The sequence below is a fragment of the Thiocapsa bogorovii genome (assembly GCF_021228795.1).
GTDB lineage: Bacteria > Pseudomonadota > Gammaproteobacteria > Chromatiales > Chromatiaceae > Thiocapsa > Thiocapsa bogorovii.
Genome location: NZ_CP089309.1, coordinates 2,808,467 through 2,823,375, shown reverse-complemented (window position 1 = coordinate 2,823,375; position 14,909 = coordinate 2,808,467). Strand labels below are relative to the sequence as shown.

Here is a 14,909-nt window from a genome sequence, read left to right as displayed (position 1 = left end):
ACGCGTCGACCGGACGAGGGGGAGGCTGCTTCTTTGTCTTCGAGGGCAACAGTGATGGGTGAGCGGGTCGTGATCCTGGATCGGGACGGCGTGATCAACGCGGACTCGGAACATTTCGTCAAATCCATCGATGAATGGATGCCGTTGCCCGGCAGTATCGATGCCATCGCGCGACTCTCGCACGCGGGGTATCGTGTGGCCGTGGCGACCAACCAATCGGGTTTGGCGCGTGGCCTGCTGACACCGGCCGACCTCGACAGCATGCACCGCAAGCTTCGGGATCTGTTGGCCGAACAGGGAGGACGAGTCGAGATGATCGTCTATTGCCCGCATGGCCCTGATGACGGCTGCGACTGTCGCAAACCCAGACCGGGCATGCTCCAGGAAATCGGGAGGCGCCTTTCGGTGAAGCTCCCGGGCGTACCCTTTGTCGGTGATTCACTCGGCGATGTCCTGGCGGCAAGGGCTGCCGGGGCCGATCCCTGGATGGTTCGCACGGGAAAAGGAGAAGACACTGTGGCTGGCGGTTCCTCGCATCTTGCCGGGGTTCCGGTCTATGCCGATCTGGCCTCCGCCGTCGATGCCCTGCTCTATGGATAGCCCGACACTCAGGAATCGACTGATCTCCGGGCTGTTTTCGGTTCTGATCCTGGTCCGATCCATCCTCTACGAGGTCTTTTTGGTCGGATCGGTCATCGTCTACTCCACACTTCTGCTTGTCCTCGGTCCGATCGTATCGGAATCGGGTCTCGATCGGCTCGCACAGCAGTGGGCGAAGCTCAATCTGGGGGCACTGCGATGGATCTGTGGACTGCACTACCGGGTCAGCGGACTGGAGACGGTGCCGGTCGAGACTGCGGTTGTCTTAAGCAAGCATCAGTCGGCATGGGACATCATCGCCTTGAGGGCTTTGTTGCCGATCCGCCAAAGCTGGGTCTTGAAACAGGAGTTGATGCGCATCCCGGTCTTCGGGGCTGGTTTGAAGCGCCTTCGCTGTATTCCGATCGATCGGACCGCGGGTCGTCGAGCGATCGTCGAGCTCGTGCGCGAAGGTATGCACCTGTTGCAGAGCGGGCGTTGGGTGATCGTTTTCCCCGAGGGCACCCGTGTCGCACCGGGTTGCCGCCATCCCTACGCGATCGGTGGAGCTGTCCTCGCCGAGCGCAGCGGTAGGCCGGTCGTACCGATCGCACACAACGCGGGCTACTTTTGGGGACGGCGCAGCATCCGTAAGGAACCCGGAACGATCGACGTGATCATCGGGCCAACGATTCCCACCGCCGGTCGAACCGCAACCGAGATCAATGCTGCGGCGGAAGCCTGGATCGAATCCACGGTCGCCACATTGCCGGGGTCGAACCCGCTCTAAACATCGAGATTCTCGACATTCAGCGCGTTGCGCTCGATGAATTCCCGTCTCGGCTCGACATGATCCCCCATCAGTGTGGTGAAGATCTGGTCTGCGCCCACGGCGTCCTCGATGGTGACTCGTAACAGGCGCCGAGTCTCCGGATTCATGGTGGTATCCCAGAGCTGGTCGGGGTTCATCTCTCCAAGGCCCTTGTAGCGCTGGATGCTGTGCCCACGCTGTGCCTCCGCGAGCAGCCAACGGATCCCTTCGCCCAACTCCGTGATCTCCTTGCGGCGATCGCCGCGTGCGACGTAGGCCCCCGGCTCGATCAATCCAGCGACCTTCCGTCCGTAATCCAAGATCCTTGCATAATCCGCCGTGTGGAAGAAATCCAAAGGGATGATGCGGCTCTCGGGAATACCATGAATCAATCGAACCAGCTCCAGAGAGTCCGGTCGAAGCGATGTCGGACTACTGAGAGCGAGTCGGTAATGCAGGGAGATTGAATCGAGTTGATTCAAACGTCGCTCCATGTCGCTCAGCCAATCGGCAAAAGCTTGAGCATCGCCCACGAGTGCATCGTCAAGCGGCGGCGCTTTCGCCAACTCATCGAGAAATACTGCGTCGTAGCGTGTCGACAGGCGTTTGATAATCCCGACGAACACCTGATAGTCACGCGCGAGCGTTTCGAGCGCGGTGCTTGCCAAAGGTACGGTGTCCGCATTGACATGGAGGTTAGCCCCGTCGAGTGCGGCTTGGAGCATGGCGCCATTCAGTGCTGCGTCGTCGAGCAGGTATTCCTCCTGCTTTCCCTTTTTGATTTTGTAGAGTGGCGGCTGGGCGATGAAAATGTGGCCGCGTTCGACCAATTCGGGCATCTGTCGATAAAAGAAGGTTAAGAGGAGCGTCCGAATATGGGCGCCGTCAACGTCAGCGTCCGTCATGATGATGATTCGGTGATAGCGCAGATTGTCCGGGTTGTATTCTTCGCGTCCGATCCCGCATCCCAACGCGGTGATGAGTGTCCCGACCTCGGCAGAAGACAACATCTTGTCGAAGCGGGCCTTCTCGACGTTCAGGATCTTTCCCTTGAGAGGGAGAATGGCTTGGAAGGCCCGGTCACGCCCTTGTTTGGCGGAGCCGCCTGCCGAGTCACCCTCGACCAGATACAGCTCCGAATTGGCAGGATCCTTTTCTTGGCAGTCGGCAAGCTTGCCCGGCAGCCCTGCCACATCGAGCACCCCCTTGCGCCGTGTCATCTCGCGCGCTTTGCGGGCCGCCTCCCGAGCACGCGCGGCCTCGAGCATCTTGTTGGCGATGGCTTTCGCCTCCCCCGGCTGCTCCTCGAGAAAAATGTTCAGCTGCTCGACCACGAGCGATTCGACGATCGCCTTGACCTCCGAGGAGACCAGCTTATCTTTCGTCTGGGACGAAAATTTCGGATCAGGCACCTTCACGGAGAGGACCGCTGTCAAGCCTTCGCGCGCATCGTCGCCGACCGGCCGGACCTTCTGATTGCGGTCTAGGCCTTCGCGTTCGATGTAGCCGTTCAAGGTTCGTGTCAACCCGGCCCGAAGTCCCGCCAGATGGGTACCGCCATCTTTTTGCGGGATTGTGTTGGTGTAACAGAAGATCGTTTCTTGATAGCCGTTATTCCACTGGATTGCGAGCTCGACCGTGACCGTTTGCCGCTCGGCAGTGAAGTGAATCACGCTCGGATGAATCGGCTCTTTGTTCTGATTGAGGTGCTCGACAAAGGCACGGATCCCTCCTTGATACTCGAAGACGTCCTCTCGACCGGTAGCCTCCTCGAACAACTCGATACGGACTCCGGAGTTGAGGAAGGAGAGTTCCCGGAGTCGCTTTGCGAGGATATCGTAGTGAAATTCGATGTGCGTAAAGGTCTGCTCAGACGGATAGAACCGAATTTCCGTTCCTGTTGCGTCGGTGTCTCCGACATGCTTGAGCGGATATTGGGGTTCCCCGAGGTGGTACTCCTGCTGATACAGGCGCCCTCCTCTGGCAATCTTCAGGAGAAGGCGATCGGAGAGTGCGTTCACGACCGAGACCCCGACGCCGTGGAGTCCGCCCGAGACCTTGTAGGAATTGTCGTCGAATTTTCCGCCGGCGTGGAGAACCGTGAGAATCACCTCGGCCGCGGACCTTTGTTCTTCCGAGTGGATGTCGACCGGTATTCCGCGCCCGTTGTCGCTTACCGACACCGAGCCGTCTCCGTGCAGGATGACGCGAATGTTGTCGCAATGGCCGGCAAGGGCTTCGTCGATGGAGTTGTCCACGACTTCGAAGACCATGTGGTGCAGACCGGTACCGTCGTCCGTGTCGCCGATGTACATGCCCGGCCGTTTACGGACCGCGTCGAGCCCGCGAAGGACTTTGATGTTTGTTGAGTCGTAGGTCATGTGGCGTGATCGAGATGATGGATCGGTGGGAGGGCGCGCAAGCGCTTGCGGCGCGACCCTTGGCCGTTGGCCGATGACTGTATCACCGCTTCGTGGAAGCATGGTGGGCATCGCAGTCGGGTGAGTCGGCGCCGGGGCAAGACTGTCCCGAAGCACGATCCATTATACGGGAACGTAGGCCGAAGCGCTTCAGGCGCCGTACTGCGCGCAGATCAAGGACATCGGCCGGTGATGCCATCAAGGCAAGGACGTCGGGGGGGGTGGACGATCGGCGACGGCAGCGGATGTCACGATACCCTGTTCCACGTGGAACATCGTGTCTTGGTGGATCGATCCATCCTTGATCTCGGTCGGATGGTAGCCCAACCGAGCGACCATCCGCTGTCCCTCCGCTTCCTCGAACAAGCGCCATAATCGATCGCCCGTAGCGGTGTCGAGCTCGGCGTCGATGTCGTCGAGAAGCCAAAGCGACGGGGCAAGACCTTTCCCGCGGTGGACGCGCTCCGCGGCGAGTTGAAGAAGGCACACGGCAACCTTTGCCTGCCCGCGTGAGAGTCGGGGTGGAGCGCGGTCCCGACTGATTCCGATATCCGCTCGATGCGCTCCCGCGAGCGTTTGCCCGCGCTGAATGTCGGCACTTCGCCCCTGCTCCAGGATTTCGGTCAAGTCGCTGTCTCGGGGCCAACCGCGCTCGAATACAAGCTCGAAATCGTCAAGGAAAGAAAAGTGGTTCGCGAGCGATCTGAATTGAGTCCGCCACAGGTCTACGAAGGCCTCGCGTTTCTCCGTAATACGGGCGGAAAGTTGGACGAACGTCGGATCCCAGATGGACACGCCGGATCCGGCGTGTCGGAGCGCTGCATTCCGCTGAGCGAGGACACGACGAAGATCGGCCCGCAACCGTCCAAGTCGATGTTCCACGTGGAACACGTTCCAGTCCAAAAGCCCACGCCTGAGCATCGGCTCCCCTTCCAAAAGAGCCTGAGGATTCTCACCCACGAGCTTGACCCGGAGCGGGCTGTCGCTCGGCGGGAGCGATCCCATCGCGACACCGTTGTACCGCCTCAGACTACCCCGCCTGCTCCGCTCGAAGACCAGCGTCGACTCGCCCGATGAGTCCGCCTCCCGAAACACCCCTTCGATCAGGGTTCGAGTCTCGCCGTCCGTCGTCAAAGATCCTGCCTTGCGACCCCGAAAACTCCGGCCTCGGGACAAGAGATAAACGGCCTCGAGGAACGTGGTCTTCCCTGCTCCGTTGGCGCCGGTCAGCAGGATCCGATGGGATTCTTTCCGAAGGTCCAAATCCACACTGCGGAGGTTCCTTAGATTCGTGACCCCCAGCCTCAATAGTCGCGGACCGATCAAACCGTCCATCAACCCCTACGATCACAGACGCATCGGCATAACGACATACGTTTCATCCTCGGCGCCGACGCCGCGCCACACCGAACTGCTCCCTGCATCGCTGAATCGGACCTCGATCTCACTACCCTCGACTGCCCCCAAAACGTCCGATAGGTAAGCCACGTTGAAACCGATGGCAACGGACTCCCCGTTGTAGTCGAGCTCAATCTCCTCCTCCGCCTCTTCCTGCTCGGGATTGTGCGCCTGAAGCCTCAGGACGCCATCCTCGAACGCCAATCGAACACCCCGGTACTTCTCGTTCGACAGAATCGAGGTCCGTGCCAAAGCTCGCTTGAGCGCATCGTTGCTGACCCGAGCAACCTTGCCGAGCTCCCGCGGAATGACCCGTTCGTATTCCGGGTAACGACCATCGACCAGCTTCGATGTCATCACCATCCCGCCGACCGCCAGACGAATACTCCTCGACCCAACCGAAACCGAGACCGGCTCGTCAGTGGATGAGAGTTGGCGACGAAGCTCAAGGATCGTCTTGCTCGGCACGATGACCTGAACGCGCTCCGAAAGATCCAGATCCAGGCTTCGATGAAACTTGGCCAGCCGATGCCCGTCGGTCCCGACAGCCGTAATCCCCGAGCGATCCCACTCCACCAGCAGACCGTTCAGGTAATAGCGAACATCCTGCTGGGCCATTGCGAAGGACGTCTTGTCGAGAAGCTGTCGCAGGACACCCTCGGGAACCTTAACATCCGCCCCATCGATCTCCGCGTCCATCAAGGGGAAGTCTGCCGCCGGCAGCACCCCGAGCGTAAACCGACCACGTCCAGCGGTGACGACGCAACGCTCCTTGTTCAGTCGAAACCGGATCTCCGTGCCTTCGGCTAGGTTCCGACAAATATCCATCAACTTTCTCGCAGGCAGCGTGGTCTCCCCTTCTTGAGGAACTGACGCGCTACAACTCGTTCTGACCTCCACTTCCAGATCCGTTCCGCAGATGTCGACCCGGTCATCGCACGCCGACAACAACAGGTTCCCGAGGATCGGAAGAGTTTGTCGACGTTCTACGACGCCGACGACCTTGCTGAGCACAGGCAATAGACTTTCACGGTTGACGACGAGCTCCATCGTGATCTCCTAATACTTAAGAAACTTAAAAAACCTGTAGTAATAAGGCCTGTGCATGAGTGTGCGGCAACCCACAATCCGTTACGAAACAGTCACGTCAACCTGGCTTATGGCCGGCACAACCTCTGGGCAGCCTGTGCATAAATCTCGCCTTCAACTGCGTGCGTTTTCCGTGAACACGTTATCCACAGCTATGAGGTCAGAGTTCTCAACAGGTTTTTGTAATCCTCTTCGATCGATGCGTCGCTGTCGCGAAGGTTTTTGATGGTCCGAGTGGCGTGAAGGACGGTCGTGTGATCGCGGCCCCCGAACGCTCGACCGATTTCCGGGAGACTATGCTTCGTCAGCTCCTTCGCGAGCGCCATTGCGATCTGTCGCGGGCGTGCGATCGAGCGACTTCGTTTCGCCGAAATCATGTCGGAAGTCCGGAGCTTGAAATACTCGGCCACCGTCTTCTGGATGTTTTCGATACTGACCTGTTTGTCCTGTGCGGCCAACATATCCCGAAGCGCATGTTTTGCCAGTTCCATGCTGATGGGCTTGCCGGTGAACTGAGCGTTCGCGACGAGGCGCCGCAACGCCCCTTCAAGTTCTCGGATGTTCGAGCGAATCCGCCGCCCGACGAAAAACGCAACATCCTCCGGGAGATCCACTCCCCAAAGGCTGGCCTTACTGTGCAGGATCGCAACGCTTGTTTCGAGGTCGGGCGGCTCGATCGACACCGTCAGTCCCCAACCGAACCGTGACTTCAGACGCTCTTCGAGGCCAACGACCTCCTTCGGGAAGCGGTCACTGGAGAGGACGATCTGCTGGCGCGACTCGAACAGCGCGTTGAAGGTGTGAAAGAACTCCTCCTGAGAGCGCTCTTTTCCGGCAAAGAACTGCACATCGTCGATCAGCAAGGCGTTTACGGACCTGTAGGTCTTCTTGAACTCGTCGATCCGATTGTGCTGAAGCGCCTTGATCATCTCCGCAACGAAGCGTTCCGAGTGCAGATAGACAACCCGGGCGTTCGGGTTGGTGGCGAGGACGATGTTGCCGACGGCGTGCATCAGATGTGTTTTGCCGAGGCCGACCCCGCCGTAGATGAAGAGCGGGTTATACGCCGTGCCCGGATTCTGCCCGATCTGGATCGACGCCGCCCGCGCGAGCTGGTTTGATTTCCCCTCGACGAAACTGTCGAACGTAAAATCCGCGTTCAGGTTGGCACTCGCCCGTCTGGCGGTAAGCTCGCCATCCGCGTCGACGGGAACGGCGGCGGTACTCTGCGCGGCCGCAGCACCCGATTCGGACTCCAAGCCCCCGACCTCAAAGCTCAGCCTTCCGATCGCGCCATCGCTGTAGGACCGGCAAAGATCGAGTAGACGACCCTCGTAGTGCTGGCGCGTCCAGTCCAGCACAAACCGATTCGGTGCGAACAACTGCAACCGGCCCTCGTCCACCCGAGCCTGCAGCGGCAGGATCCAGGTGTTGAACTCAGCCGAGGTCAACTCTCCTTTTAGTTGTCTGACACACTGTTCCCATACTCCCACGGTGGACTCCCCAAAAACCGCTAGTTGGTGTCGAGCAAGGCCGCCGATCGCTCCGGCCGTGTCGATGGCTGCGACGATCGGTCGGGAGATTGCCCCCGCCGGGCTCTCGCCGGTCCGGTGAGGCAGCAGTCTAGCCTCCCGGACGAGACTTATCCACAACCGGTGGTTCCGTGCCCCGAACCCGAACGGCATTGACTTTCAGACGGAAATTGCTTATGTTTCCGCGCCTTTTAAGGCGGGGCTCAGTCGAGTCCCGGACGACGAGACTTCCGGAGCACCGAGCATGAAACGCACCTTCCAACCCAGCCGCCTCAAGCGCGCGCGCACCCATGGTTTCCGCGCCCGCAGCGCGACGAAGAACGGCCGAAAGGTCCTGAATGCACGCCGCGCCAAGGGTCGCGTGCGCCTGGCGACCTGAACCTTCCGAAGAATCGCACCGAGACGCCCGCGGAGTCCGAGCAGACCTTTCCGCGGACCTGTCGACTGACCCTTTCCCGACAGTTTCGTGACGTTTTTGCCGAACCACGGCGCTGCAGAGGCGCCGGTTTTCTCGTGCTGTATCGCGAGAACCGCTTGGGGCATCCTCGACTCGGACTCGCGATCGCCAAGAAGTGTGCGCGCCGCGCGGTTGACCGAGCACGTTTGAAACGGATCGTCCGCGAAAGCTTCAGGCTCAACCGCTCGCGCCTCCAAGGCTGGGATATCGTTGTGCTGTGTGTGTCGGGCGCACCGACCATGCCCAGCCCGCGCTTGTTCGCCACCCTCGCCCGCGCCTGGGATACCATCGAGAAACAACCATGCGTCGAATCTTGATCGCCCTGATCCGCGCTTATCAGTACGGCATCAGTCCGCTCCTCGGGCCGCATTGCCGGTTCCATCCCTCCTGCTCGCATTACGCCGTCGAGGCAATCGAGCGCCACGGACTCCTTCGCGGCGGGTATCTGGCAATGCGCCGGGTATCGCGCTGTCACCCGTGGCACGAAGGCGGCTTCGATCCAGTCCCAACCGAAAGGCAGACCTGCTCTCATGGATAACCAGCGTTTAATCCTGTTTTTCGCCCTGGCCGCCGTGGTGTTTCTCATCTACTCGGCCTGGATGGAAGACTACGGGCGCCCGGTTCAGCCTCAGGTTGCGCAGGAGCGCGGTCTGACGGTCGATGCACCCTCCTCCTCCTCCGCCTCTTCCTCCGCGGCGCCGGATGTCCCGCAGGTCGCGACGACTCCAGAGTCTCTCGCTCCGGCTATGTCCTCGGCCGATGCTCAGGCGGTGCCGACCGAGGCTCCGATCCGCATCGAAACGGACGTGTTTCACGTCGAGATCTCTCCGCGGGGGGGGACCGTTTCCGCGGCGTGGCTGTTGGATTACGCGACGGTTGCCGAGCGCCCGGACGATCCCTTCCAGCTGCTCAAGCCGGTTCCGCCCAACATGTTCGTCGCCCAGTCCGGTCTGTTGGGTGAGGATCCGGCCTTGCTGCCGACGCACGAGGCCATCTTTCAAAGTTCTCAGACCCTCTACAGCCTCGGCGCGGACGACGACACGCTCGATGTCGACCTCTTTTGGGTGAACGACGCCGGTATCGAGGTCCGCAAGCGCTACAGCTTCGAGCGCGGTAGCTACGTGATCCGCGCAAGTCAGTCGATCACCAACGCCACGGACGCCCCCCTCGTCGCTCGCCAGTACAACCAGCTTCAGCGCACCGATCTGATCGATCCGAACGAATCCCGCTTCGTTCACACCTACACGGGTGCCGTGTATTACAGCCCGGAGGACAAGTACAAGAAGGTGTCGTTCGACGACATGCGCAAAGGCAAGCTTGACCGCGGCGTCGCCGATGGTTGGATCGCGATGATGCAGCACTACTTCTTGGCGGCTTGGATTCCTCCGGCGGGCGTGCTCGAGACCTTCTATACGAACGTCCTCGCCGACTCGCGCTACATCATCGGCAAATACTCACCCGCGGTCAGCATCGCTCCCGGTGGGACCCACGTCTTCGAGAACCATCTCTTTGTGGGCCCGAAGCTCCAAGACAAACTTGCAAGCGTGGCACCGGGGCTGGAGCTGGCGGTCGACTACGGCTGGCTGACCGTGATTGCGCAGCCCATTTTCTGGGTGCTGAGCAAGATCCACGCGCTTATCGGAAACTGGGGTTGGTCGATCATCTTCCTCACCATCCTGATCAAGCTGGCCTTCTACAAGCTCTCCGAGACCAGCTACAAGTCGATGGCCAACATGCGTCAGCTCGCGCCGCGACTGCAGGCCTTGAAGGATCGTTACGGCGACGACAAGCAGCGCCTGAATCAAGCCATGATGGAGATGTACAAGACCGAGAAGATCAACCCACTCGGCGGCTGTTTGCCGATCTTGATCCAGATCCCGGTCTTCATCTCGCTCTACTGGGTGTTGCTCGAGAGTGTCGAGCTTCGCAATGCGCCCTTCATGCTGTGGCTCGACAACCTCTCGGCGCCGGATCCCTATTTCATTCTGCCGCTGATCATGGGTGTCTCCATGTTCGTGCAGATGAAGTTGAATCCGCCGCCGCCGGATCCGATGCAGGCGAAGATCATGATGGCCTTGCCGTTCGTCTTCACGGTCTTCTTCGCCTTCTTCCCGTCGGGACTCGTTCTCTACTGGACGGTCAACAATCTGCTGTCCATCGCACAGCAGTGGCACATCACGCGGACGATCGAGAAACAGGCGGCCTCGGTCAAACACAAGCGCTAGGCCGAGGCGCCGAGGCCGTCATGGCCACGGAGACCATCGTCGCACTGGCGACCCCGTCCGGAATGGGCGGGGTCGGGATCGTGAGGATCAGCGGTGCTCGCGTCGCGTCCATCGCGGAGGCCGTGCTCGGGAAGTTACCCTCTCCCAGGCAGGCCACCTTCGCGACCTTCCGCGATGCGCACGGAAACTTCATCGACGAAGGCATCGCCCTCTATTTCTCGGCGCCGGCCTCCTTTACGGGAGAGGATGTCCTCGAGCTTCAGGGCCACGGCGGTCCGGTCGTCATGGACCTGCTCCTGCAACGCTGTTTGCACCTCGGGGCACGGCTCGCTCGCCCCGGTGAGTTCTCGGAGCGCGCCTTCCTGAACGGTAAGCTCGATCTTGCCCAAGCGGAGGCCGTCGCCGACCTGATCGAGAGCTCCACCGCACTCGCGGTTCGACTCGCCGGTCGCAGCCTCCAAGGCGTCTTCTCGCGACGGGTCGATGACCTCATCGAGCGTCTCGTCCGGATGCGGACCTACATCGAAGCGACCCTCGATTTTCCCGACGAGGAGTTGGATCTTGCGACCGATCTCGGGATTTCCGAGGATCTTCGGGCGATGATCGACGAGACCCGCGAGGTCATGGGCTCAGCGCGCCAAGGTCAGGTCATTCGGGAGGGCCTCGCGGTCGTGATCGCGGGTCCCCCGAACGCCGGTAAATCGAGTTTACTCAATGCGTTGTCCGGTCAGGATGCGGCGATTGTCACACCGATCCCGGGCACCACGCGCGATCTTTTGAAGCTCGACATCCAGGTCGACGGGCTCCCGATCCGTATCGTGGATACGGCTGGTCTGCGCCGGACCGAGGATCCGATCGAGCGCGAGGGCGTGCGCCGCGCGCGCGCCGAGCTCGACCAAGCGGACCTCGTTCTCTGGGTCCATGATGCCGACGCCGGAGCGGAGGATACCCCGGCACCCGAAAGCCTACCGCAACAGGTCCCGGTGACCCGGGTGCGCAATAAGATCGACCTTCGCGGTCTCTCGCCCGGTATCGCGGAGCTTGAGACAGGTCCGCAGATCAGCCTTTCCGTCAAGACCGGTGCAGGCCTCGACCTGCTGCGCGCGCATCTGAGGGATCGCGCGGGCCTTGGCGGCTCCACCGAAGGTGCCTTCGTTGCGCGTCGTCGCCATCTCGGCGCCCTGCGCCTCGGTCTCGACCATCTCGCATCCGCACAGCGCGCCCTTGAGCAAGGAGCCGGCGCCGAGCTTGTGGCGGATGATCTTCTGCAAGCTCAGCATGCATTCGGCGAGATCACCGGGCGTTTCACCTCCGAGGATCTCTTGGGACGCATCTTCTCCACATTCTGTATTGGAAAGTAGACGAAGCGCTGCTCGGGCGACCTACGCCGACCAGTCGGTTACCCCGCGTTCCTATCGGGATCGCCGGAACAGTCCGGGCGTTTGGCGAGTCGACTGAGGCCGAAAGGTGCCCAGTACGTCGGCGAGTGGTGCGAGCGCATCACGCGGATCTCCCGGCCCGTACTGCGCGGGGATATAGATATCCATGAAGCGCTCGACCGTCGGGGCGAGATCCGGACGTTGTGCGACGACCCGCCCGGCATAGTCCATCGGCCCCTCGTGGGGGAGACGGCCGAGGCCGATTTTTTCGAGGCGTCTGCAAAAACGGCCATATTCGGCTTGAAGCGGCTCGAGAGGTTTGCGTTCGCGGATCGAGGCGAGCACCAGGATCCCGAGGGTCAGCCCGAGTGCGGCAAGCATCAGACCGACCAACCCGTATTCGCGCAGCTCTCCTAGCCGCAGCCGTTGGAGCAGCGCCAGTTGGTCCTCGACCGAGAAGCCCAGCACCCAATCCTGCCAGGCGGCGTCCAGGCTATCGGCGAAGAGCCGCATATCGCGCACGAAACGCGCGATGGCGTCGGCTTGCTCCAGGGTGAAGCGCACCGACGGGCCGGCCCCGAGCATCCGCGAGGCCCCGCTGTTGTCGACGCGCGAGGGATCGACGGCGGCGGTGGGATCGACGCGTACCCAGCCGCGCCCGTCGATCAACACCTCGACCCAGGCGTGGGCGTCGGACTGCCAGACCATGTGATAGCCGCCGACGCGGTTGAGTTCGCCCCCGAGATAGCCGAGGACAATTCGCGAGGGGATGCCGGCCATGCGCATCAAGACGGCAAAGCTACTGGCGTAGTGCTCGCAGAATCCACGTTGGGTCTCGAACAGGAACTCGTCGGTTGGATTCGCGCCGAGGCGCGGCGGCATTAGGGTGTAATGGAAGGATTCGCGGTTGAAGAATTGCAGCCCGGACTGGACCAGCGCCCAATCGTCGTTCGAGCGGCGCTGCCAATCCTCGACCAGGCGGCGCATCCTCGGCGTCACGTTGTCCGGGACCTGCAGTCCGGCGGCACGGCGCGCTGGATCGGAAAATGCGGTCCGGTAGTCGAGCGCGGAGGTCACCTCATAGCGCTTGACCGTGCTCACGACCTGGCGTGCGATCAATTGGTGGTCGGCACTGATAAAGGCTCCGTCCGGGACGCTGTCCGGCATGTCCAGGGCGAAGAGCCAGCGCTGATCGGTCGGTTCCAAGGTCACCTCGTAGTCGATCGAGCGTCCCGCCTCCACGAGTCTAGCCGGAGCGCCTTTGGCGACACCCTCCCCCGCCGACCACCGCCGTCCGTTCGTCTCCCAGAGGACGGGACCGCGCCAGTAGAGCTGATCGGAAGCGGGCGGCGTGCCGTCGAAACGCACGCGAAACGCCAGCTCGCCGTTGAGCACCAACTCGCTGATCGCGCCCGGCTCGAGGCTGTCCGAGATCCCGGTCGAGGCCTTGCTCGGATCCAGGCCCAGATTCCACAGCGGGGCACTCAAACGCGGAAACAACAAAAACAGAATGAGAGTCAACGGAAGCGCCTGGAGCGAGAGCCTGACGGCGACCGCAAATGCACCGCGCCGACGTGCGTCCCCGAGTCCGCCGTTCAGATCGACAAGCAGGGCGATGGCCCCCAGCACTACGGCAGCCAGATAGAGCACCAACCAAGGCGACTGGTCGAACAGGAACTCAACCACGACGAGAAACCCGATCAGGGTCGCGACCAGACGGATATCCGATTTGCGGCGCAGCTCCATGAGCTTGAGCGCCAGCATGGAGGCAAAGAGCGCCGTTCCGGCGTTCTGCCCCGACCAGCCCTGATAGGTCACCGCCGCGTTGGCGACGCCGATCAGGGTCAAGGCCGCCAACGGCCAAGTTCCCGGCACGACCACGGGCCAGCGCAGCGAGGCAAGACGGATCGCGAAGAGCAGCCCGACAAAGGCGCTGATTTGAAGCGCAAGATGCCACGCGAGCGGGAGATAGGCCGCGATCAGGACAAGCGTGATCCCGAGGATCTGGGCCCGCTCAGGCCGCTCGTTGGAGGGGATCGTTCGTTTGGACATGATCGTAGAGCGCCAGATGTGTCAGGCAACGTTGAAGATGACCGGCACCTCGTCCCGGGGTCTCTTCGAGACCGGGCAGTCGCAGCCCGAACCGGACTTGGGCTTCGCCGGCATCGAGGACCTGGCGGGCGAGCACGCTGATCCTGGTTTCCGGGTCCGCCGCGGTCAATGCGGCCCAATCGATCCAGACCTCTTGGCCTTGGTCCCCTCCGAATTGCTTCACGACGAGCCCGCGCTCGCGCGCGTACGCCTTCCAGTCGATCTGCCTGGGTGAATCGCTGTCTCGATAAGGCCGCGGACCGAGATAATCCTCCATCCCCTCGGGACCTTGCCGGCGACGCGGCTCGGTGTCGCCGGCAGCGGATCCGGGCTCGGGCGCTACTTGCGCCGGTTTCGGATAGACCAAGGTCGTCGCATCGGTCTGGACATAACACCAGGCCCGAAAGAGGTGCAGCGGGTAGCGCGTTTCGACCGTCACCTCGTCGAGCGTCGACAGGCCGCGTCGGAGTGCCGGTCGAGCGATGCGGATCGTGCCGCAGTCCCCACCGAGGATCGCGATCGACTGATGACGCGTCTCGCCCGTCGGAATCCCGATGTCGAAGCGTGCCCGCGTCCCGTTGGTTCCGACGACAACCTCGAAGGTGGCATCGTCCCCGACGAAGACGGGCGGGCCGCCGCGGGCCTGAACCGAAAGCCCGAGCAGGTTGAACCAGGTGTGGTGCATGGCCACGAGGGCGACGGAGGCGAGAAAGAAGGTAAAGAGCAGCCCCAGGTTGTTCTGGTAATTGAGCGAACCGAGCAGCATGACGAAGAGCACTCCGGCGAAACGCAGCCCGTTCCCCGTCGGCAGGATATAGATCTGACGGCGTCCGACCCGCGCAACCCCGTCGCCCCCACGCACCACTCGGCGAAACAAATGACTCAGTTGCCACCGCTTCAACCGCATCGCGTCGAACATGCGTCCCCT

Annotated in this window: 13 protein-coding genes; 7 read left to right on the top strand and 6 right to left on the bottom strand. The window is 61.7% G+C overall.

The annotated features are described in order from the left end of the window. Positions 1-54 precede the first annotated feature (54 nt). Together gmhB and LT988_RS12775 are read left to right on the top strand one after the other, a co-directional pair. Complete coding sequence (gene gmhB / locus LT988_RS12780; protein WP_232410495.1) at positions 55-600, top strand: D-glycero-beta-D-manno-heptose 1,7-bisphosphate 7-phosphatase; 546 nt, start codon at positions 55-57, stop codon at positions 598-600. Further along, the gene (locus LT988_RS12775; RefSeq protein ID WP_232410494.1) at positions 593-1,369 is read left to right on the top strand and encodes a lysophospholipid acyltransferase family protein; all 777 of its coding nucleotides are present in this window, start codon (positions 593-595) and stop codon (positions 1,367-1,369) included. The genes gmhB and LT988_RS12775 overlap by 8 nt, the downstream gene beginning before the upstream one ends. On the opposite strand, the gene gyrB is transcribed toward LT988_RS12775, so the two are convergent. The 4 genes from gyrB to dnaA form a co-directional block, all read right to left on the bottom strand. After that, entirely contained in the window at positions 1,366-3,771 is a 2,406-nt protein-coding gene (gene gyrB, locus LT988_RS12770) for a DNA topoisomerase (ATP-hydrolyzing) subunit B (RefSeq protein ID WP_232410493.1), read from the bottom strand. The genes LT988_RS12775 and gyrB overlap by 4 nt on opposite strands. Before the next feature lie 237 nt (positions 3,772-4,008). Continuing rightward, positions 4,009-5,145, bottom strand: a complete 1,137-nt coding sequence (recF, locus tag LT988_RS12765; protein WP_232410492.1) for a DNA replication/repair protein RecF — start codon at positions 5,143-5,145, stop codon at positions 4,009-4,011. A 12-nt stretch (positions 5,146-5,157) separates the two neighbouring features. After that, positions 5,158-6,258 (bottom strand): DNA polymerase III subunit beta, encoded by a 1,101-nt coding sequence (gene dnaN / locus LT988_RS12760; protein ID WP_232410491.1) that lies wholly within the window; start codon positions 6,256-6,258, stop codon positions 5,158-5,160. A gap of 191 nt (positions 6,259-6,449) precedes the next feature. Further along, the gene (dnaA, locus tag LT988_RS12755) at positions 6,450-7,790 is read right to left on the bottom strand and encodes a chromosomal replication initiator protein DnaA (RefSeq protein ID WP_232410577.1); all 1,341 of its coding nucleotides are present in this window, start codon (positions 7,788-7,790) and stop codon (positions 6,450-6,452) included. A gap of 283 nt (positions 7,791-8,073) precedes the next feature. On the opposite strand from dnaA, the gene rpmH reads away from it, so the two are divergent. The 5 genes from rpmH to mnmE are packed head-to-tail and all read left to right on the top strand — an operon-like array spanning position 8,074 to position 11,872. After that, a complete protein-coding gene (gene rpmH / locus LT988_RS12750; protein WP_007193460.1) occupies positions 8,074-8,208 on the top strand; it encodes a 50S ribosomal protein L34 in 135 nt (44 codons plus the stop codon). Beyond that, positions 8,205-8,603 carry a ribonuclease P protein component gene (rnpA, locus tag LT988_RS12745; RefSeq protein WP_269752144.1) on the top strand — a complete coding sequence of 133 codons (399 nt, stop codon included), beginning with the start codon at positions 8,205-8,207 and terminating at the stop codon, positions 8,601-8,603. Before rpmH ends, rnpA begins: the two co-directional genes overlap by 4 nt. Continuing rightward, complete coding sequence (yidD, locus tag LT988_RS12740) at positions 8,588-8,824, top strand: membrane protein insertion efficiency factor YidD (RefSeq protein ID WP_007193461.1); 237 nt, start codon at positions 8,588-8,590, stop codon at positions 8,822-8,824. Before rnpA ends, yidD begins: the two co-directional genes overlap by 16 nt. Then, complete coding sequence (yidC, locus tag LT988_RS12735) at positions 8,817-10,511, top strand: membrane protein insertase YidC (protein WP_232410490.1); 1,695 nt, start codon at positions 8,817-8,819, stop codon at positions 10,509-10,511. The genes yidD and yidC overlap by 8 nt, the downstream gene beginning before the upstream one ends. 20 nt (positions 10,512-10,531) lie before the next feature. After that, positions 10,532-11,872 (top strand): tRNA uridine-5-carboxymethylaminomethyl(34) synthesis GTPase MnmE, encoded by a 1,341-nt coding sequence (gene mnmE, locus LT988_RS12730; protein WP_232410489.1) that lies wholly within the window; start codon positions 10,532-10,534, stop codon positions 11,870-11,872. 51 nt (positions 11,873-11,923) lie between these two features. Here mnmE and LT988_RS12725 read toward each other — a convergent pair whose 3' ends face one another. Both LT988_RS12725 and LT988_RS12720 read right to left on the bottom strand, forming a co-directional pair. Beyond that, a complete protein-coding gene (locus LT988_RS12725) occupies positions 11,924-13,942 on the bottom strand; it encodes a transglutaminase TgpA family protein (protein ID WP_232410488.1) in 2,019 nt (672 codons plus the stop codon). Beyond that, positions 13,905-14,900, bottom strand: coding sequence for a DUF58 domain-containing protein (locus LT988_RS12720; protein WP_232410487.1), 996 nt, complete (start codon positions 14,898-14,900; stop codon positions 13,905-13,907). Before LT988_RS12720 ends, LT988_RS12725 begins: the two co-directional genes overlap by 38 nt. Between the last annotated feature and the right edge of the window lie 9 nt (positions 14,901-14,909).